The sequence below is a fragment of the Mucilaginibacter paludis DSM 18603 genome, assembly GCF_000166195.2.
Taxonomy (GTDB): domain Bacteria; phylum Bacteroidota; class Bacteroidia; order Sphingobacteriales; family Sphingobacteriaceae; genus Mucilaginibacter; species Mucilaginibacter paludis.
Map to the genome: position 1 here is coordinate 3,555,868 of NZ_CM001403.1, position 19,089 is coordinate 3,574,956.

Here is a 19,089-nt window from a genome sequence, read left to right on the forward strand (position 1 = left end):
TTGAATGTGATTTTTTATCTAAAGATGCAAAACGAACATCTTAGTTACAACAAAATGAAATTTATTTAAATAAGAGCAATGTGTTTTTTACAATATCCCGGTTAACTACCGGCCATTTTTTAAATAAACATTGATTATTACCTTAAATGAGCGATATTTAGCCAGAAGCTAAAAATACAAAGTTGACAGACAGTTCGCCACGGCACCGTTTATGGAAAAGTTTTAAACGCAACAAGTTAGCGTTGGCCGGATTACTATTTATTGTTTTATCTGTTTTAGCAGCTGTGTTGGGGTATTTAATTACGCCCGATTCCAGCCCCCAAGCCAATAACATGTTGTTGCAGTTGAGCATCAAAAAGCCAGGCGCGCAGTTCACTTTATTGCGTATACGCAAGGCCGAGAATGTTGAAAAAGTTAACTTTTTCAGTAAAATGCTTTTCGGCCAGGTTGATGCTTATCGCAGCGTACCCATTACCGGCTATCGTTTCGATAAGGATTCGATTGAGGTTGATCAATACATCGGCAGCGAAGATAAACCAGAGAAAGTTTCCTTTAATATTTACGAAGTGGTTTTGGGCCGCAAAGTTACCAGGGATAGCCAGGGTGTTATGATAACCCCGAACGGGATAAGGGTAGATAAAGCGGCAAGCGAAGCTCTACGTAAACGCTTTCGCGAGCAGGTACGGCAGCAAATTATTCAAAAAAAATACTGGTTCGGCACCGATCTTTATGGGCGCGACCTATTGAGCCGCGTTATTTTAGGAGCACGTATTTCGTTGTCGGTTGGTTTGGTAGCCGTTATCATCAGCTTATTTCTGGGTGTGTTTATAGGTGCCACAGCCGGATATTATGGTGGTCGGATTGACGATGCCCTGAGCTGGGTTATGAATGTTTTGTGGGCCCTGCCTGCTTTACTGCTGGTTATTGCTATTTCGTTTGCTTTAGGTAAAGGCCTGTGGCAAATTTACATAGCAGTAGGCATATCCATGTGGGTTGATGTGGCCCGCCTGGTACGCGGGCAGGTAATGAGCATTAAGCAATTTGAATTTGTAGAAGCCGCGCACGCCTTAGGCTTTAATAATTACCGCATCATCCGCAGGCATATATTACCTAATATTGTAGGGCCTATCCTGGTGCTGGCATCATCAAACTTTGCCTCGGCCATCCTGCTGGAAGCCGGTTTAAGTTTCCTGGGCTTTGGCGCCCAGCCACCAACACCTACCTGGGGAGGGATGATCAAGGAACATTATGGATACATTATTATGGACGATGCCTACCTGGCCATATTACCCGGATTGGCCATTATGCTGATGGTATATGCTTTTAACCTGGTTACCATAGGCCTGCGCGACGCATTTGATATTAAATCGGAAAATGTGCGGATATAGTTATTTTTGTACTTTAGTTATCACATCTACTTAATGCAAAGTTTCGACAACAAAAATAATGGTGAAGACGAACTGATCAGGCTGCTGCTTAAACGGCAGTCGGAATTAAATTCGTTGCTCGAAGTAACCAGGGCCATCAATAAAAATACCTCTACACAGGTATTGATAGGCATGCTCGAAGTTATTTTGAAAAGTTACCTTAACGTAGGTAAACTTCGCTTTATGATAGAAAAATTTGGCAGCTATTATTGTGTGTCAAAATACGGCGGCGAATTTGAGTCCAACTCGGCCCTGTTTAAATCAAGTAATAAGTTAAGCAAGTTTAAACTTCCGGCCAAACTATCATCGCATAAGGATCCGGTATTGGCGGGTTATGATTATTTTATCCCCATCCATCATAAGAGTAAGCTGTTAGCCTTCGCGCTGATAGGCGATTATAATACCACGGATGAAATGATCAGTAATGATCTCAATTTCATCCAAACGATTATGAACGTGATTGTGGTGGCGCTTGAAAATAAAAAACTTTTTAGAGAGCGTATAGAAGCGGAACGCTTTCAGCGTGAGATGGAACTGGCCGTAGAGGTGCAAAATATGCTGATCCCCATCAGGCTCCATAAAGAAACAGGCGTTGAAATTGGCGCGCGTTATCTGCCGCATCAAAATATTGGCGGCGATTACTTTGATTTTATCCGCCTGAACGATAAGGAATTTATGTGGTGCATTGCCGATGTATCCGGTAAAGGAATATCGGCTGCATTGCTGATGGCTAATTTCCAGGCCAGTTTGCGCGCCTGGGCCACTGTTGAGGATGATTTGACCAATATTGTTGAACGGCTTAATCAAATTGTGATCAAGATAACCAAGGGCGAAAAATTTATTACTTTATTCCTGGCAAAATATAATGAGGAAACCAGACGTTTAAATTTTATTAACGCGGGGCATAACCCTTCGTTGCTTTATTCAAGCGGCGAAGCCATCCAGCTTAAGCTGGGTACCACCATGATAGGCGCTTTTGAAACATTGCCGTTTATTAACCAGGGGGAAATAGATGTGGAGCCCGGATCGTTAATCGTAAATTACACTGATGGGCTGCTGGATTACGAACCGGCTGATGTTGCTATCTGGAACGAAGATATATTAATGGATATACTGATAGCGAACGGCGAGCTCAGCCCCGATAAGTTTAACCAGAAATTATTGAATGAATTGAGCTCGAGGGTGAAATCGAAACAGATAGATGATATTACGTTGTTAACTTTACGTATTTTTTAGTAAGATGCTTTTAGCCAGATTTCAATATGAATTACTCGAAGCCGGGTGTGACGAAGCCGGCCGCGGCTGCCTTGCAGGCCCCGTATTTGCTGCCGCGGTAATTTTACCGCCCGATTTTGAGCACGGGCTATTGAACGACTCCAAGCAGATTGACGAACAAACACGTTATGAGTTACGTGCTGAGATTGAGCAAAAGGCCGTAGCCTTTGCTGTAGCATCCGTTGATAATGAAGAGATAGACGAGATCAATATTTTAAATGCATCGTTTTTGGCCATGCACCGCGCTATCGACCAGCTGCATATTGCACCGGAATTGCTGATTATTGATGGCAACCGTTTTAATAAATATAGGGCAATACCCCACCATTGTATCATTCAGGGCGATGGAAAATATTTTAGTATAGCGGCCGCGTCTATTTTAGCCAAAACATACCGGGACGATTATATGAAGAAAATTGCGCTGGAGCATCCCGAGTACGACTGGCATACCAACAAAGGATATCCAACCATCAAGCACCGTAATATGGTGGTGGAATTAGGTTATACGCCATATCATCGCCGTACATTCCGGGTAACTGATCCTCAACTGGCTTTATTTTAAATATTGCTTTGATTAGCCCATCCGGCTTGGTATTTTTGTTTACGCGGCAATAAACCTTGTGAAGATATTAATACTTAGTAATCGTGTTCCCTTTCCACAAAATGGCGGCTACCCTATTGTGGTACGCAATACGATTTTGGGCTTAGTGAATGAGGGGCACGATGTAACCGTTTTTACATTAAACAATAAAAAGCACCGCATCAGTTTAGAAGATGATGACGATTTGATCCGTAAGATCCGTTATCAAACTTACGACATCAATATCAGCATCTCTGCGTGGGAGTTTATCCTGAACCTGCTGGGCCGCCGCACCTACAACGTTGACCGCTTTTACGACATCGGCTTTGAACGCCTGCTACTTACCGAATTGAAGAACGAGGAATACGATATCATCCAGTTTGAGGGCCTGTTTATGTCGGCTTATCTGCCGGCCATCCGCAAGAATAGTACAGCCAAGCTGGTGTATCGTGCACATAATATCGAACACCTGATATGGCAGCGCCTGGCCGAACAAAAGAGCGATCCGATAAAAAAAACATATTTAAACCTGCTCGCAAAACGCATTAAAAGGTACGAATTAAAATACCTGAATAATTTTGATGCTATAGCTACCTTAACCGAACAGGATAAGCAACTGATGCTCCAATACCAAACTAAGGTGCCTATCCAGGTATTGCCGGTGGGGATTGATCTGTCGCGATACAAGCCCGACTATAGTAAAACGGAATTTCCGAGCTTGTTTTTTTTGGGCGCCCTGGATTGGATGCCTAACCGGGAAGGTGTTGAATGGTTCCTGGATAATTTTTCAAGAGACATTACCGATGGCGATCTACGAGTAAAGTTTTACGTGGGCGGCCGTAACACGCCCGAATCGTTTGACGACTATGAAGTGATGGGGAAAATATTTATCCAGGGTGAAGTGGACGACGCGCTCGAATTTGTAAATAGTAAATCAATCATGGTAGTGCCCCTGCTATCTGGCGGCGGCATGCGGGTTAAAATAGTTGAAGGCATGGCTATGCAGAAATGCATTATCACCACAACGCTTGGCGCCGAAGGCTTAAATTACCAGAATGGTTATCATATTTTAATTGCTGACGACCGCCAGGAATTTTATGATGCCATTAAACATTGCATTGGCGACGAAGAATTTTGCAGGCGGATAGGTTTAAATGCCCGCCGATTGATTGAGCAACAGCATGATACTAATGTGGTTACCGTTCAATTTATAAAATTTTATCAGCAACTTCTGCAAAGCTGATTTCCGCCCAATTTTGTTACTTTTGCGGCATAATTACAACACTTTCATGAAGAATACTGCTTTAACCGATACACACATTAATTTAGGCGCTAAAATGGTGCCCTTTGCAGGTTATAACATGCCTGTACAATATGCAGGTATAAACGCCGAGCACGAAACCGTACGTAAAGCAGTAGGCGTTTTTGACGTAAGCCACATGGGCGAATTTATCCTGAAGGGAGACCACGCCCTGGACCTGATTCAAAAGGTAACCAGCAACGATGCTTCTAAGCTGTACGATGGCAAAGTACAATATTCATGCTTGCCTAATGAGGATGGCGGCATTGTTGATGATTTGCTGGTGTACCGTGTTGATGCTAAAACCTACATGCTGGTGGTAAACGCGTCTAACATCGAAAAGGATTGGGATTGGATATCCAAATACAACACCTTTGGCGTTGATATGAAAAACATATCCGACCGCACTTCTTTACTGGCCATCCAGGGCCCTAAAGCGGCCGAAGCCTTGCAAAGCCTTACCGACCTTGACCTGGCATCAATGGAATACTATACTTTTAGCAAAGGTAAATTTGCCGGTGTTGATAATGTATTGGTATCAGCCACCGGATATACCGGGGCAGGCGGCTTTGAGGTGTACTTTGATAATGAGTATGCCGAAGAGATATGGAAGGCGATTTTTAAGGCAGGCGAACCTTTCGGTATTAAACCGATAGGTTTAGGTGCACGTGATACCCTGCGCTTAGAGATGGGCTTTTGCTTATACGGCAATGACATCGATGATACTACATCGCCACTGGAAGCCGGACTGGGCTGGGTTACCAAATTTAATAAAGAGTTTACCAATTCGGCCGCCTTACAGGCACAAAAACAAGCCGGTGTGAGCCGCAGACTGGTAGGTATTGAAATGATTGATCGCGGTATACCGCGCCATGATTATGAAATAACCGATGCCGATGGTAATACCATAGGTAAAGTAACCTCCGGAACACAATCGCCATCATTACAGAAACCAATCGGCATGGGCTATGTAAATACTGAATTTGCTAAGGAAGGTACCGAGATCTATATCAAAATACGCGATAATCAAATAAAGGCGAAGGTTGCCAAACCTCCTTTTTATAAATAACATACTCACCCGCATTGCCCTCTCCTTTTTGGGGAGGGCCTTTTTTATGATATGAAGAATTTAGAGGTTTGCTTAACACCGGCATTGCTGCCCCTGTTTAATATTGAAGGTAGCATTGTAGTGGTGATTGATATTTTCAGGGCCACATCTTCCATTTGCTATGGTATTGAAAACGGCGCGGAAGCCATTATCCCCGTTGCCGAAGTGGCTGAATGTGCCGCCTACCGCGAAAAGGGCCTGGATTATTTATTGGCCGCCGAGCGTGATGGCAAAGTGGTTGACGGGTTTGACTTTGGCAATTCGCCCTTTTCATATACCGCCGAAAAAGTTAGCGGCAAAACGGTAGTGCTTACTACAACCAATGGTACGCACGCGCTCCATATGTCAATCAAAGCCAAACGTATTGTAATAGGGTCGTTTTTAAATTTAACCTCGCTTTGTAACTGGCTTAAACAACAGCCCGAAAATATACTATTGGTTTGCGCAGGCTGGAAAAACAACTTTAACCTGGAAGATACCCTTTTTGCCGGTGCCGTAGCCGAACAATTAAAAGCCGATGCCTATAAATGGGATGATGCCACTATTGCCGCCAATGATTTGTATCAGTTAGCCCAACACGATCTGAACGTTTACCTCAAAAAGTCATCGCACGGCGAGCGCATGAAGCAGCTGGGGATTATGGAGGATATTGATTTTTGTTTAAATGTAGATATCACTACTGCTATCCCGGTGCTGGAGGGGGAGAAGCTGGTGAAACTACATTGAATGCGGCATCATTGATGTCACAGCGATCATACCTAAAAAAGCGAACGCTATAAACACAAGATATACAATCATAATAATACCCAACATCTTAAAATACGACTGTAACCTGTGGATGCCTCCGTCCATTAAGCCACCATCGCTATAAGTCAGCGCCTTTTGCGTACGGGTAGCAAACTGGAATAAAAATAGATGAAGTACAAATATTACCGCTGCAATAACCAAATAGAGCACTGATACAGAAGTGCCAACCGCACCGGGCATCATAGATGTTGCGGGGCTGAGTCTGCTTAGCATTGTAAAAATACTACCGATAAATATTGCTAACAGTGCAATAAACCCGGCTACAATAAAACCGAGAATACTGAGAAATTTAGCCCATTTATCTGCTTTTAATAGATAGCTGATGGCGATAGGACTAAAATAACGCCGTTTTCAACAGGTGCAAGTTCAGGAGATTCGAAAGCATTATCCATGAGTAGGTTTTTTTTGAAAGATAAACAATTTCAATATCATACTTGTAAACTGTATAATATTTTACTAAACCCGGATAGCAGAAGCTTTTTTGGCGTCCCTCAATTTAATATATCTTTTTAAAGCCAGGTACAATATACCGCCCAATATTATGATGGGCCAAGCGCCAATTAAACTAAAAAACAGACCTTGTAAAAAATCCCATCCGCCAGAAAGGGCACTTTTAAATTTATAGACAAAGCCGTCGCCGTTATTTACCACTATTGATTTTGAATAAAACGTAATATCCAGTGAACTGTAGGCAACCTGCTTATTCATGTAATTTAATTGCCCCTGGGTTGATTCGATATCGCTCCTGATCTCTGTCAGCTTATTCTCTATCTGCAAAATATCTTCCATTTTGCCAGCTTTATTTAACAAAGCCAGATAACGGCCTTCCAGTTTCCGCTTATTATCCAGCCGGGATCTGATATCGATATATTCGGTAGTAACATCCCTGACACGCACATTTTTCGAATCAATCCTATCTGCCGTTCCCGAAATGGCATCTAACACAGAATCGAAATTTTTAGATGGGATACGCGCCTTAAGTACATATTCTTTTCTGCCGGTATTTTCATCTTTCGATTGGTTGTCTTCCGCAACATAACCTCCGGCTTTGTTTACAGCGTTAATGATAAGCCCCCTGGTTTTAGACAGATCTCCGGCCTCAAATTGAATATCGCCTTCTTTGATTATTTTCTTAACCGTATCAATACCCGGGCTTTGTTGTGTTGGTGGCGCCGTTAATCTCACGTCGGTAATTTTAACTGCGGTGTTACCCACCGATCCGCCAACAGCCTTTTCAGCAGCCATGTCATATTTTGCTACGTCTTTATCTGCACTCATCAAAGGTTCTGGAAATGATACCACATTTTTAGACTTTTGATTTCCGCAAGCGGATAGCATTAAAGCGATCATGATGGTGAGGGCTGTAGTTTTCATGGCTGATCTATTTTAGTTTCTCGTTGTTTTTATGCCTGTCCGCATCACGGATCTTTTTCTTAATCATGTTTTGTTCCAAAGCATCTGTCAGATCAATACCGGTTTGGTTAGCCAGGCAGATCAATACAAAAAGCACATCGGCCATCTCGTCGGCCAGGTTAACCTCCTCATCCGATTTTTTGAACGATTGCTCGCCATACTTTCGGGCCATAATACGGGCAACCTCGCCAACCTCTTCCATTAAAATGGCAGTATTGGTCAGTTCGTTAAAATAGCGGATACCTGTTGTGTTTATCCACTGGTCAACTAATTTTTGAGCTTCTTCAATTGTCATGATGCGTTGTTATTGATAAGATGCAATAATAGGAGGAATTCCATAAGATTAATAAACATCAGAATACAACCCGCTGATATTCCAGTGAGGGCTTGCCCAAATTAATAACGATGCCCAGCCTTATGCCGGATGCCTTGAGATAGTTGAGCGTTTGTTTGATGTAAGGTTCGCCAATATAATTGGCCTGTTTTATTTCAAGAATGATGGTATTATAAGCAATAAAATCAGCAACAAAAAAATGCTTCAATGTTTGTTCCTTATACCGGATAGTGAAAGGCTTCTCCCGATGATAAAGCACGCCAAGCTGCTTAAATTCAAGTTCCAGGGCATCTTTATAAACAACCTCCTTAAACCCATGCCCCAGCGCATTATGTACCTCAAAACAAGCCCCAATTATTTTGTATGATTCGTCCTTAAACAGTATATCAGCCACAGCAAAATGTCAATATATTTTATAATAACTCAAAAGATTATTCGCGATCACTTTAATAAAATAGAATTCGCACTAAAAAAATTCGCACTCCAGCATTCGTGAAAATTCGCTCCTATTCGTGTAATTCGTGCTCCACTAACATTAGTGAAAATTCGATTCAATTCGTGAAATTAGTGCTTCATTATTATTCCTTCTCTTTTGTATCCATCACTATCGTCACCGGTCCGTCGTTCAATAAATCAATTTTCATATCGGCGCCAAAAATGCCCGTGGCTATCTTTTTATTCAATAGTTTTTCCAACTCCTTTACCATTTGCTCATATAATGGAATGGCCTTATCTGGCTTAGCCGCCCGGATAAACGATGGACGGTTCCCTTTTTTTGTTTGGGCAAACAGCGTAAATTGAGATATTAAAAGGACATTGCCGTTTACATCTGCTAAAGCCTTGTTCATTAAATGGTTTTCGTCGCTAAAAATGCGCATGTTCACCATTTTTTGAGCCAGCCATGCTACGTCTTCGCCGGTATCGGCATCCTCTATTCCTAACAAAACCAATAAGCCAATTTGTATCTGGCCGGTAATGTTCCCTGTTACTGTGCACGATGCACGGCTTACACGCTGAATAACTGCTCTCATCAATTTATACCTTAATTTTAATTAATAACTTTGGTTAATGCGCACCGGGTTTTTATTGCTGATTATTCTATCATTCGCCGCTTGCAAACCGGATAGAAAGGTAAACACTTCCTTTTACTATTGGAAAACTGTTTACAGGCAAAATGCTGTAGAAAACGCTTATCTGCAACACCTGCATACGCGCCAGCTTTATGTACGCATTATGGATGTTGATATGGGAGAGAACGGGGCCGACCCGATTCCGGTATCACCCATCATTTTCCAGGATAAACTGGCCGATACTATCCAGATTATCCCAGTGGTGTTTATTGTAAATGATGTTTTAAGGAGCACAACACCTGGTAAGCTGAACATCCTGGCAAATAAAATAAAAACCTTTGTTGATGGCAAGGTACAACAAGCAGGAAAAGCTGGATATCAGGAACTACAGATAGATTGCGACTGGACTACGCAGACCCGCGAAAATTACTTTTACCTGCTTAAGCAGATCAAACCCTTACTGGCAGGTAAAAAGCTTTCGGTAACGCTGAGGCTTCACCAGGTTAAAAATCAAAAAACAAGCGGCATCCCTCCGGCAGATGGGGTTTTACTGATGTGTTACAACATGGGCAACCTGCGTAAATACGGCCCACAAAATTCTATTATCGAGGTGAGCGAGCTTAAAAAATACCTGGGCGAAAACCTTGCAGCTTATCCCATGGCAATGGATATCGGCCTGCCTTTATTTAGCTGGGCTGTAGTTTTTAGAAATAAGCAGTACATAGGGATTGATAAACGGATATTTTTTGATATTTTAAACCATCAAAAGGAGTTTGCATCTGGCGGAGGCAATTTGTACACTGCCAAAACAGATTTGCCTGCTTATGGTTTACAAAGTGGCGACGAGGTAAGGTGGGAAAATTCGGACGCTAAAAACATACAAACCATTACAGCATACATTGGTCGCTTTTTAAAGCCCGGTAATGTTAAGGTATTGTATTTCCATTTAGATGAAGCTATTGTTAAAAAGTATACTTATGAAGAGCTGGAAAACACCGCTCATTTATTGCGTTAGTTTGATGGCTTGCTTTGTGGCAGGCATTGCTATTGACCTGGCCTGTGGCGGCGAAGTTGACCCCTACGACTATTATGTGTCTTTTTTTCACAATAATGTGCAGGGGGGAAAAGATAACAGGCCCTTTTATTTTACCAGCTACCAGTTTTTATACGATAATAAAGAGCCCCTTAGCGAAGCCGATGTTAACGCCGGCGAATGGGCCGCCTATTTTGGCAAGGATGTAAGCGCCGATGATGTAGCCCGGGCCATGTATCATTTAGATGCTCACACCGAGGCGGCTTTGGCGGAAGGGTATTTAAAAACAGGCGAAAAGTTGCCGGATACGCTTTCTAAAAATACTTTTTTGCGAGCCTTGCTTCTTAAAAAAAACAGCAGTGCTTTAAAGTATTATCGCTTTGCTAAATCTGCAGAGAAATTGGCCAATACCGGTTTTGACCAATGGAACCCAACGCCCATCGACACAATTGGGTTACTGACCGCCGGAAATACGGCACTGAAAAACGCTTTGCTTGAAAAAGATAAATTTATACAGCTTAGATACTTTTACCAAGCCCAGCGGCTAATGCATTATGGCAAGGATTATACAATTGCCCTCAGGATATATGATAAGTACATAGCGGCTTTTGCTTCCCAAAGCCATGTACGAGGCTGGGCTCTTGCTCTAAAAGCAGGCGAGAAACGCTGGCTTAAAGATACTGTGCAGGCAGCTTATTTATTCTCCAGGATATTTGACGAATATCCCGAAAGGCGTGTACAGGCCTATCAAAATTACAAATACATTCACGTTACAAGCAATAAACCATTGGCGCTTTGCACCAATAACAACGAGCGGGCTTCCATTTACGCTATAGAGGGTTTTGGGAACCCCGACCTCAATTTAGAATACTTACAGCAGGTTTATCATTACGCCCCATCTTCTGCCACGGTAGGCGTTTTATTAGTGCGCGAAATCAATAAGCTGGAAGAGGGTTATCTTACCCATAAGTTATTAAATGCGAACACGGCTTTTACAAGCGGATTTTATACCGAGCGAGGCGACCAAAAGCAACCCGGGCGATTGATACACATGGCCAAGCTGATTGCCTTTTGCAAGCAGTTAGTGGCCGAACGCAAGTACCCCGATTATAACATCGGCAATTTAGCCGGTGCTTACCTGGCCTGGATGGAGAGTGATAACGCCAATGGCTTTGCCTGGCTAAGGGCATTGAATAATGAGCAGCTAAGCCCGGCGATGAATGATCAGAAAGAAATTATCCGCTTATTATTGATTTCTCAGAACATCCAAAAACTGAACGAAATTAATGAAGCACAGCTTTTACCCGCCTTAAAGTGGCTGGATGAGAAAACAAAGGCAGAAGTGAAGCGGAATACTTCGGGCGATTATATTGATAACGATGACCATAAGTTTGCTATTACCGCACGTAACTTTTATCAGCAGATATTAGCTCCGGCTTATTTACAACAAGGCGATACCACCAGGGCAGCCCTTGCACTGTTTAAAAGCGCGGGCGATTACGTGATGACTGATTTCTGGGAAAACAATTTGCATTCGTCACAGATCAGCAGGCTTATCCGCTGGAAAAAGACACCACCCGCAGTTCCCTATTTAAATTTTTTAGCCAGCAAACTCAACCTGCTTAAACTCAATTACCTAAACGAATTGCTGGGCACCGCCTATCTGCGTGAGCACCGGTACGGCAAAGCCATTGCAGCCTTTAAATTGGTGGATGTTGTGGCTTTAAACAAATATCCCGACGATTATTACAAAGGCGATCCGTTTATTGACCGGATTAATGATTATCCTAAAGTACTACGGTACGGTAAAACAAAGGGCTTCAATAAGCTACAGTTCGCTATGGCGATGAATACCCTGGAGCAAAAAATTAAAACCGATACCCTAAATGCGCCATCCTACTATTACCGTTATGCCACCGGACTGTACAATACATCACATTACGGCAATGCCTGGTATTTAATTTCGTACACCTGGTCATCGGCAGATTTTGGGCGACAGCAAAAATATAGCTACGATACTGATTATGTTAAAACGGAAAATGCCGAAAAGTATTATTTGCTGGCGCGATCGTTGAGCAATAACGAAGAGTTTAAAGCCAAGTGCACCTTTATGGCGGCAAAATGCAGGCAAAAACAAGCTGTTATACCCAACTTTTTTATGACAGATTATACACAAGCCGAAAAAAAATACCTGCATCAGCTACGTAGCAGCCAATATTTTGATGAGCTTAAAGATAAATACCGCAAAACAGCTATTTACAAAAAAGCTATCGGAGAGTGTAGCTATCTTAAAGATTTTGTATTGATGAGCCAATAAACCTGATTAGGGCGGAAGAAACAAGAGTCAAGAAGCAAGAAACAAGAAACACAGACCCAGAACTGTTGATTTCTACACTCTTGATCCATTTATATTTAATTCAGAAACATCCTGCTTAGCAATCGGTACTAAAACTAAGCGCGCGTGTCGTTACCATGATACATACTTAAGTAGCTGTCGTATCTGGATGGCTCGATTTCGCCGGTTTCAACGGCGGCTAAAACAGCACAGCCAGGCTCGTTGATATGGCGGCAATTTTTAAACCGGCAATTTTCCATATGTGTTCTTATTTCTGGAAATAGCCGTCCCAATTCCTGCTGTTCAATGTCAACAATACCAAATTCGCGTATGCCAGGTGTATCAATAATAAAACCGCCAAAGGGCAGTTCATACATCTCGGCAAAGGTTGTGGTATGCATCCCTTTGTCGTGCCATTCCGAAACCTCGGTTGTACGCAAGCTCAGTTCGGGCAGAATATTATTGATCAGGCTTGATTTGCCCACGCCCGAATGGCCCGAAAATAAGCTCGTTTTATCCTGCAATACCTCAATCACCTGGTTCACGTTGATGTTTTTGGTGGCCGAGATCTGGTAGCAAGGGTAGCCCAGGTTCTCATAAATGGCGCGATAATCCGCCAGTATCTCCAAACCCTCGTCGCTAAACAAATCAAGCTTGTTGAATATCAGCCTTGCGGGGATATGATAAGCCTCGGCAGTAACCAAAAAGCGATCGATAAAGCCAAGCGATGTACGCGGCGAAGCTAAAGTAACCACCAAAAAAGCCTGATCTAAATTAGCCGCGATAATTTGGGCCTGCCTTGACAGATTAATGGATTTACGGATAATGTAATTTTTCCGTTCGTGCAGTTTGGTAATTACGCCGGTTTGTTGCTCGGGTTCCATTTCAAAATCTACCACATCCCCAACGGCTAAGGGGTTAGTAGTGGTAATACCCTTAATCCTGAATTTGCCTTTGATACGGCAATCCAGCTTGTGCCCTTCAGGCGTTTGCACCTGGTACCAACTTCCGGTCGACTTTGTAATTAATCCTTGCATTAAGTTTGCAAAGATAGCAGGATAGCATCAAGATTTTAGAATCAGGATGGAAGAGTTTCTTAAGTCAAATACAGACACGCCGATAGTTAACAGATCGTTATCAACAGCAACCAAGGAACGCCCGTTTCTCAGCTTATGCTTTTTTTTTCCGGGCCTGCACATATCCTCTAAACGAAATCGGATCGCGGCTGTTGCTGGTAATCTGCAAAGTAGCATAGCCGTCCTTGCCAACCGATAAATACATTTTTTGAACATCCTTGGCATTCCGGGTATTAAAAACGATTTCCCAACTATTCTTTTTTTCGGCCATGTTGTAATCAAACTGGGTAGTTGTAAACATAACACCACCATCCTGCGGATTAATAGGTGCTATATAAGCCCGGCCAAAGTAAGGCAGGTAAGCCACCAGGCTATCTTTACTTACAGTTAAATCATAATCCGGCGTAATGTACCGGCTACCGCCGCGCATGGGTTGTGCAAACTCGGCCTTAAAAACATAATTTCTTGACTCCACAAGCCCCTTTACTTCTGCCTCTTTTTGGGCCGACTTTTCTTTCCGTGTAGTTTGTGCAAAACTTGTATTGAATAAAAAAGAAACCAGGACGATCAGGAATGCCTGTTTAGCCCATTTTTTTACAAGAATTTCCATTTTTAAGAGTTTACAACAGGTAAAACGTATATTATTACAGATTGTTTTTCAGCGCCTTAGGATGTTTCCATCCTGCCGATGCCCGCATTCAATCAAATTTACAAAATGGAAGCCAAACGGCGAATTAATGATACATAAATACCGTAAAATCGTCTTCAACATAGTCATCCAGCATAATACATTTAGCGCTCAATGTACGGCAATAAGAGAGGATAACTTGCGGATTATAGGCTACAATCAACTCATTCACAGGGATAGATCTCAATAAATTAAAGCCCAAACCCAGTTTACAGTTTTCATATAACCGGGCAATGGCTTTGAAAACAAAATCAGGGTCGGCACTGTGGTAGCTCAGCGAGCCGCAGGCTATGGTATAACCGCATATGGGTAATTTGCTATACATAAAGTTTCCGGGTAAAAACGTTACGCGCGGGTTGTGGCCATAGCGTAGCTCGGCCTCCTCTAACAATTCGGGTATTTGCTCCATCCCCCAATAGCTGATGTCGGTAAAATTCTGATCTAAATATCCAAACAGATCGCCGTAACCGCAACCGGCATCTAACATGCTACAGCCCCTTAAATCGGCAACGGTGCTTAAAGCTTCAAACCGTACAGACTGGCTCTTTTTATCCAGCCAACCTAAAGCTTTACTATCCTGGCTGCCATGTAAAACAATCATATCCCTATGGTAACGAAATATCGAGGCGGAATCAATCAGAGAATTCATCGATTTAAAGATAATATATATCCACGTAATTATGATGGCAAAGACTTTTATAGCAGCCGTTTCTCGTTGCACTTAACGTTAAACCCGGAAAAGTTGCTCAAATTGAAACCTGCCGGAAGTATTGCATAGTTGTGCAATACTTCATTAACCATGATCGGCATTATTTGTAACTTGCTTACAAAATATTACTGATAACTATATGTCATGTTTAGGAGTTCTTTTTTCGCTCGGCGCAGACGAAGTAAAAAAATTAAAAGATATTAAAACGGATCAGGATCGGTTAAACTACTTGCAGGAGGAAGTAGAGCAAAACTATTTCGATCAATATCCCCAACGATTAGCGGAGCTTGATAAATCATGGGATGCCTTGCATCGTAGCCTCACCGACGGAAAGCTTGAATATAACAACGGCAATTTTCCGCTGAGCCATGTTATCCTGGGTGGAGAAATTTTATATGCCGAAGATGATTATATTATGGTACTCAAAACTCCTGAACAGGTAAAGCAAATTGCCCATGCGGTAAATATCACCGGCAAAGCGTTTTTGGATAAGGGGTATCAGCAAATTGATGCCGCGGAATATGGATTCCCATTAACTGATGAAGATCTGGAATATACCTGGCTGTGGTTTGATGGAACAAAGGAGTTTTGGAAACTGGCGGCTGAAGAAAACAGGTACGTTTTATTTACGGCCGATCAATAGTTGAATGCCGGTATCAGTCAGAATTTATAAAATTGTAAATCCTTCATTCTGAAACGATTTTAAAACCTGCCGGATATTAAATAATGCAAGCCGTTTTAAACAAAGTTTATCATAACTTAATATATCTTTGGCTTCAAAATTGAAAATCGCATTTTATGGCAAAAGCATCTGAAGTTAAAGTAGGAAATATATTACGTTACAACGGCGAACTGGTAACCGTTACAGAGGTAATGCATCGTACACCAGGTAAAGGAGGGGCCTTCTATTTGGATAAATTCCGGAATATTAAAACCGGTAAAATTGTAGAGGCACGTTTAGGTACCGACGAACAGGTGGAGATCTGTAGGGTAGAAACAAACGACTTTCAATACCTGTATGAAGATAACGACTTTATGGTGATCATGGATAACACAACTTTCGATCAGTTTAATATCCCCAAAACCCTGTTTGGCCCGGCTGTAAGATTTCTGAAAGAAGGAATGAACGTGATTGTTTCTTTTGAAAGCGAAGAACCGATTATGGCGCAAGTGCCCAACAACGTAGAACTTGAAATTACCTATGCCGAACCGGCTGTTAAAGGTGATACCTCATCGGGCGCGCTAAAAACCGCAACAACAGAAACCGGTATAGAAATTAAGGTTCCCCTTTTTGTAAACCAGGGAGATAAAATAAAGGTGGATACACGCACCGGAGAATATCTTGAACGTGTGAAGTAATAGCTGCCTATTAAGCATGTTCAGGCCGGGATATGCATCATACGATGTATATCCCGGCCTGAAAAAGCAGGCGTGGGCATCGTCAATTACCATTCAACCTAAGTAGAAATAGTAAAAGCAATGTGCTGATGCCAATTAAAACTGCTATACCAATGCCTTAAGCCGATGGGGCAATGTACCTTTATCATAGCAACTAAAATTCGCTAACGTACGTCGCGAATGGCATTCCGTTTCTCAGGTATGCTTACTCTACTCAACAACGTAACGGGTAATGAGCTTGCCAATCATAGCCTGATATAGCCCAAAGTATCCAGATCATCAATGGACTTGGCAAGGTGCGTTTTGCCATCTTTTAGCAAATATACGGTGTCGCTTATTTCAAGCAGGTGTTTATACATGTGGTCGGTTATCAAAATTCCTTTATGTTCTTTTTGCGCGGTTAAAAACACTTTGATATTTTCTATCTGTATGGGATTGAGATGCGTAAAAGGCTCATCAAGCATAGCGAATTGTGAGGGCGTTTTCGCGATAATGTAGATCTCGAGCATCCGCCATTGCCCTCCGGAAAGCTGGGTTACTTTAAGATCCAGTTCAAATTGGGGGAACCAATTGATGAAGTCGTTGCGGGCTAAGCCAAAATCATCCAAAACTTGTTTCACCCTGAGCGAGCGTGGGATAAAATTAAACTGGGGCAAGTATAAAAGCAGGTGCGGATGCGAGCGAGCATTGCTTACCACGTGCCCATCAAAGCGAATAGAGTTGCTTGAAGCGTTTAAATTACCTGAAATGATTTTCATCAAACAGGTTTTACCTTCTCCGTTCCGGCCGAGCAAGCCGGTTATTTTACCTGTTTCGCACTTAAGATAAATATCTGAAAACACCCTGTGCAGGCCGAAATCAAGCTGCACCCCATCTGTTTCGAGTGTATGGATCATTTGAAATGATAAGCTGTAATAAATAAGCTAAAGGAAACGATCATGTCGAAAACAGAAGTTGCCACTAATAGTTTTTGTTTTGAAATGCCCAGGTTCTGATAGTAATATAGCTCACGTTTTTTATTATGAATTGCGAGATAAAATATCATAAACAAGGCTACAACCTTAAACCAAAATAACATCGGAAATATTTTATGAGCAAGGTTATCATAGAAAAATGCAAGTCCAATGCAACTGAGGGTCACTAAAAAATTAGCTAAAAATATATCCTGGTAAAATCGTCCGATCAATTTCAAGCTATGCATCAATGAAGATAGTGATATTTGTTTAATGTTGAAAATAGTTAGGATATTGATTATCAGACAAAGTAACCTATCGAAATTATAGAAGCAGGTGTAAAGTAAAGGGTCTTAATTTCTTATCGGTGCGCTTTTTACACCCCGTCCGCTTTTTGCTCGGCAAGCCTCTTACTTCGTTTATCACTAAAATATTTCCTTACTGGGATATCGTAAATTATCATCACTAAGTACGCTGCCCCAACCAGCAGGATTAGCCCGCTAATGATGATAAGCGTTAGTTGCATTGTCCCGGGCTTATGGCTGGTGTAATAGTTGCCGAACATCCATAATACGGCATAATGCGTCATGTACAAGGGGTAGGAGATCTTTCCCGAAAAAATGCAAATTTTTTTAAAGCCGGGTGTTAAAGTAGCCCCGGCCCCCAAAACAATCAGTAAAGGGAAATAAAGTAGTACTACCAAGGGTTCTGAAAACCAGTTTAATTTGGTGAATGGCATGATAAGGGCCAGTACCAGCAATAGCGCCAGGCCAATAAAACCCAATTTGTTTTTGATGATCCATTTGGAACGGTAAACAAGCAACCCTGCTAAAAAAGAATAGGATATTCGGACGCTTCCGTCCCAAAAAGTGGGGCCACTCCAGCCGCCCATTAAATTGCCTGAATGGTAACAAACCAAGCAAATAGCTATTGCCGAGAGCAGGGTGAACAACAGCAGGTAGCGACGGCTTATCCGGTAAAGCACAAATGCGTAAACAATATTGGCAATATATTCCCAAAACAGCGACCATGATGGTGCATTGAAGCTGAACAGGTTAAAACCACGATCAGCTATAACAGGTAACGGGATAAGCAGCAGAGAGCAAACAAACGCCAGGGCGATTTTGCCGGCGCTATATAACTCGGGATGGCCGCCAAATGGGTCCAATAAAAATGCCAGCAGTCCCATTACCGATCCGGCCACCACCAGCGGATGCAGCCTGATGATCCTTGATTTAAAAAATTCAAGGACACCCATTTTGGCGATACGGTTATCATAAGCATACCCTATCACAAATCCCGAAAGGCAGAAGAAGAAATCCACAGCCAAAAAACCATGCCCGATAAAGTTCTTGCTGTAATCAGCGTAGGCCCACTCCATAAAATGAAATGTTACAACGCCCAGGGCTGCAACGCCTCTTAACCCGTCAAGAATATCGAAATGTTGTTTGGTTTGCAAAATAATGGGGGTAGCTTTATTCGTATCCATTTGACATATCTTATAGGCATTCAACAGCGATACGCTTGGTTTGTTGTTTAGCCAGGTTATCAAAATGCATATTGATCCGAAGTTTGGAAACTTC

Annotated in this window: 20 protein-coding genes; 10 read left to right on the top strand and 10 right to left on the bottom strand. The window is 42.2% G+C overall.

What is annotated here, in order from left to right; genetic code table 11:
- Positions 1-182: 182 nt before the first annotated feature.
- The 6 genes from MUCPA_RS15015 to MUCPA_RS15040 are packed head-to-tail and all read left to right on the top strand — an operon-like array spanning position 183 to position 6,416.
- Positions 183-1,388 (top strand): ABC transporter permease, encoded by a 1,206-nt coding sequence (locus MUCPA_RS15015; protein ID WP_008507478.1) that lies wholly within the window; start codon positions 183-185, stop codon positions 1,386-1,388.
- A 33-nt stretch (positions 1,389-1,421) separates the two neighbouring features.
- Positions 1,422-2,663: a PP2C family protein-serine/threonine phosphatase gene (locus MUCPA_RS15020; protein ID WP_008507480.1), complete on the top strand. Its 1,242-nt coding sequence runs from the start codon at positions 1,422-1,424 to the stop codon at positions 2,661-2,663.
- A 4-nt stretch (positions 2,664-2,667) separates the two neighbouring features.
- Positions 2,668-3,264: a ribonuclease HII gene (locus MUCPA_RS15025; protein WP_008507482.1), complete on the top strand. Its 597-nt coding sequence runs from the start codon at positions 2,668-2,670 to the stop codon at positions 3,262-3,264.
- A 58-nt stretch (positions 3,265-3,322) separates the two neighbouring features.
- On the top strand, positions 3,323-4,525 hold the full coding sequence (locus MUCPA_RS15030) for a glycosyltransferase family 4 protein (protein ID WP_008507484.1): 1,203 nt from the start codon (positions 3,323-3,325) through the stop codon (positions 4,523-4,525).
- A 46-nt stretch (positions 4,526-4,571) separates the two neighbouring features.
- Positions 4,572-5,651, top strand: a complete 1,080-nt coding sequence (gene gcvT, locus MUCPA_RS15035) for a glycine cleavage system aminomethyltransferase GcvT (RefSeq protein ID WP_008507485.1) — start codon at positions 4,572-4,574, stop codon at positions 5,649-5,651.
- A gap of 51 nt (positions 5,652-5,702) precedes the next feature.
- Positions 5,703-6,416 (top strand): 2-phosphosulfolactate phosphatase, encoded by a 714-nt coding sequence (locus tag MUCPA_RS15040; protein WP_008507486.1) that lies wholly within the window; start codon positions 5,703-5,705, stop codon positions 6,414-6,416.
- On the opposite strand, the gene MUCPA_RS15045 is transcribed toward MUCPA_RS15040, so the two are convergent.
- The 5 genes from MUCPA_RS15045 to dtd all read right to left on the bottom strand — a co-directional run bounded on the left by MUCPA_RS15045 (position 6,408) and on the right by dtd (position 9,275).
- The gene (locus MUCPA_RS15045; RefSeq protein WP_157543919.1) at positions 6,408-6,710 is read right to left on the bottom strand and encodes a DUF5362 family protein; all 303 of its coding nucleotides are present in this window, start codon (positions 6,708-6,710) and stop codon (positions 6,408-6,410) included. The two genes, MUCPA_RS15040 and MUCPA_RS15045, sit on opposite strands and share 9 nt — an antisense overlap.
- A gap of 243 nt (positions 6,711-6,953) precedes the next feature.
- Entirely contained in the window at positions 6,954-7,871 is a 918-nt protein-coding gene (locus MUCPA_RS15050) for a DUF4349 domain-containing protein (protein WP_008507487.1), read from the bottom strand.
- 7 nt (positions 7,872-7,878) lie between these two features.
- Entirely contained in the window at positions 7,879-8,205 is a 327-nt protein-coding gene (locus MUCPA_RS15055; RefSeq protein WP_008507488.1) for a nucleotide pyrophosphohydrolase, read from the bottom strand.
- 58 nt (positions 8,206-8,263) lie between these two features.
- Positions 8,264-8,638 (bottom strand): GxxExxY protein, encoded by a 375-nt coding sequence (locus MUCPA_RS15060; RefSeq protein WP_008507490.1) that lies wholly within the window; start codon positions 8,636-8,638, stop codon positions 8,264-8,266.
- Between the two features lie 184 nt (positions 8,639-8,822).
- Complete coding sequence (gene dtd / locus MUCPA_RS15065; protein ID WP_008507492.1) at positions 8,823-9,275, bottom strand: D-aminoacyl-tRNA deacylase; 453 nt, start codon at positions 9,273-9,275, stop codon at positions 8,823-8,825.
- A gap of 37 nt (positions 9,276-9,312) precedes the next feature.
- On the opposite strand from dtd, the gene MUCPA_RS15070 reads away from it, so the two are divergent.
- Positions 9,313-10,329, top strand: a complete 1,017-nt coding sequence (locus tag MUCPA_RS15070) for a hypothetical protein (RefSeq protein ID WP_008507494.1) — start codon at positions 9,313-9,315, stop codon at positions 10,327-10,329.
- Complete coding sequence (locus tag MUCPA_RS15075; RefSeq protein ID WP_008507495.1) at positions 10,292-12,664, top strand: hypothetical protein; 2,373 nt, start codon at positions 10,292-10,294, stop codon at positions 12,662-12,664. Before MUCPA_RS15070 ends, MUCPA_RS15075 begins: the two co-directional genes overlap by 38 nt.
- A gap of 134 nt (positions 12,665-12,798) precedes the next feature.
- On the opposite strand, the gene rsgA is transcribed toward MUCPA_RS15075, so the two are convergent.
- The 3 genes from rsgA to MUCPA_RS15090 form a co-directional block, all read right to left on the bottom strand.
- On the bottom strand, positions 12,799-13,719 hold the full coding sequence (gene rsgA / locus MUCPA_RS15080; protein WP_008507496.1) for a ribosome small subunit-dependent GTPase A: 921 nt from the start codon (positions 13,717-13,719) through the stop codon (positions 12,799-12,801).
- A 133-nt stretch (positions 13,720-13,852) separates the two neighbouring features.
- The gene (locus MUCPA_RS15085) at positions 13,853-14,368 is read right to left on the bottom strand and encodes a DUF4251 domain-containing protein (RefSeq protein ID WP_008507497.1); all 516 of its coding nucleotides are present in this window, start codon (positions 14,366-14,368) and stop codon (positions 13,853-13,855) included.
- Positions 14,369-14,492: 124 nt separating this feature from the next.
- Positions 14,493-15,095 carry a methyltransferase domain-containing protein gene (locus tag MUCPA_RS15090; protein ID WP_008507498.1) on the bottom strand — a complete coding sequence of 201 codons (603 nt, stop codon included), beginning with the start codon at positions 15,093-15,095 and terminating at the stop codon, positions 14,493-14,495.
- Between the two features lie 199 nt (positions 15,096-15,294).
- Between MUCPA_RS15090 and MUCPA_RS15095 the strand changes: the two genes are divergently transcribed.
- Positions 15,295-15,798: a YfbM family protein gene (locus tag MUCPA_RS15095; RefSeq protein ID WP_008507499.1), complete on the top strand. Its 504-nt coding sequence runs from the start codon at positions 15,295-15,297 to the stop codon at positions 15,796-15,798.
- 155 nt (positions 15,799-15,953) lie between these two features.
- On the top strand, positions 15,954-16,514 hold the full coding sequence (gene efp / locus MUCPA_RS15100) for an elongation factor P (RefSeq protein WP_008507502.1): 561 nt from the start codon (positions 15,954-15,956) through the stop codon (positions 16,512-16,514).
- A gap of 284 nt (positions 16,515-16,798) precedes the next feature.
- Here the strand turns inward: efp and MUCPA_RS15105 are convergent, their stop codons facing one another.
- Together MUCPA_RS15105 and MUCPA_RS15115 are read right to left on the bottom strand one after the other, a co-directional pair.
- A complete protein-coding gene (locus MUCPA_RS15105; protein ID WP_008507503.1) occupies positions 16,799-17,449 on the bottom strand; it encodes an ATP-binding cassette domain-containing protein in 651 nt (216 codons plus the stop codon).
- A 433-nt stretch (positions 17,450-17,882) separates the two neighbouring features.
- A complete protein-coding gene (locus MUCPA_RS15115) occupies positions 17,883-18,995 on the bottom strand; it encodes an acyltransferase family protein (RefSeq protein ID WP_008507506.1) in 1,113 nt (370 codons plus the stop codon).
- Positions 18,996-19,089 lie beyond the last annotated feature (94 nt).

Bases quoted from the DNA above. Each gene is read 5' to 3' on its own strand.
- MUCPA_RS15090 (WP_008507498.1), bottom strand. From the start codon at position 15,095: ATGAATTCTCTGATTGATTCCGCCTCGATATTTCGTTACCATAGGGAT.
- dtd (WP_008507492.1), bottom strand. From the start codon at position 9,275: ATGAGAGCAGTTATTCAGCGTGTAAGCCGTGCATCGTGCACAGTAACA.
- rsgA (WP_008507496.1), bottom strand. From the start codon at position 13,719: ATGCAAGGATTAATTACAAAGTCGACCGGAAGTTGGTACCAGGTGCAA.
- MUCPA_RS15105 (WP_008507503.1), bottom strand. From the start codon at position 17,449: ATGATCCATACACTCGAAACAGATGGGGTGCAGCTTGATTTCGGCCTG.
- MUCPA_RS15095 (WP_008507499.1), top strand. From the start codon at position 15,295: ATGTCATGTTTAGGAGTTCTTTTTTCGCTCGGCGCAGACGAAGTAAAA.
- MUCPA_RS15020 (WP_008507480.1), top strand. From the start codon at position 1,422: ATGCAAAGTTTCGACAACAAAAATAATGGTGAAGACGAACTGATCAGG.
- MUCPA_RS15075 (WP_008507495.1), top strand. From the start codon at position 10,292: ATGAAGAGCTGGAAAACACCGCTCATTTATTGCGTTAGTTTGATGGCT.
- gcvT (WP_008507485.1), top strand. From the start codon at position 4,572: ATGAAGAATACTGCTTTAACCGATACACACATTAATTTAGGCGCTAAA.
- efp (WP_008507502.1), top strand. From the start codon at position 15,954: ATGGCAAAAGCATCTGAAGTTAAAGTAGGAAATATATTACGTTACAAC.
- MUCPA_RS15050 (WP_008507487.1), bottom strand. From the start codon at position 7,871: ATGAAAACTACAGCCCTCACCATCATGATCGCTTTAATGCTATCCGCT.
- MUCPA_RS15055 (WP_008507488.1), bottom strand. From the start codon at position 8,205: ATGACAATTGAAGAAGCTCAAAAATTAGTTGACCAGTGGATAAACACA.
- MUCPA_RS15085 (WP_008507497.1), bottom strand. From the start codon at position 14,368: ATGGAAATTCTTGTAAAAAAATGGGCTAAACAGGCATTCCTGATCGTC.
- MUCPA_RS15025 (WP_008507482.1), top strand. From the start codon at position 2,668: ATGCTTTTAGCCAGATTTCAATATGAATTACTCGAAGCCGGGTGTGAC.
- MUCPA_RS15115 (WP_008507506.1), bottom strand. From the start codon at position 18,995: ATGGATACGAATAAAGCTACCCCCATTATTTTGCAAACCAAACAACAT.
- MUCPA_RS15040 (WP_008507486.1), top strand. From the start codon at position 5,703: ATGAAGAATTTAGAGGTTTGCTTAACACCGGCATTGCTGCCCCTGTTT.
- MUCPA_RS15070 (WP_008507494.1), top strand. From the start codon at position 9,313: ATGCGCACCGGGTTTTTATTGCTGATTATTCTATCATTCGCCGCTTGC.
- MUCPA_RS15045 (WP_157543919.1), bottom strand. From the start codon at position 6,710: ATGCTAAGCAGACTCAGCCCCGCAACATCTATGATGCCCGGTGCGGTT.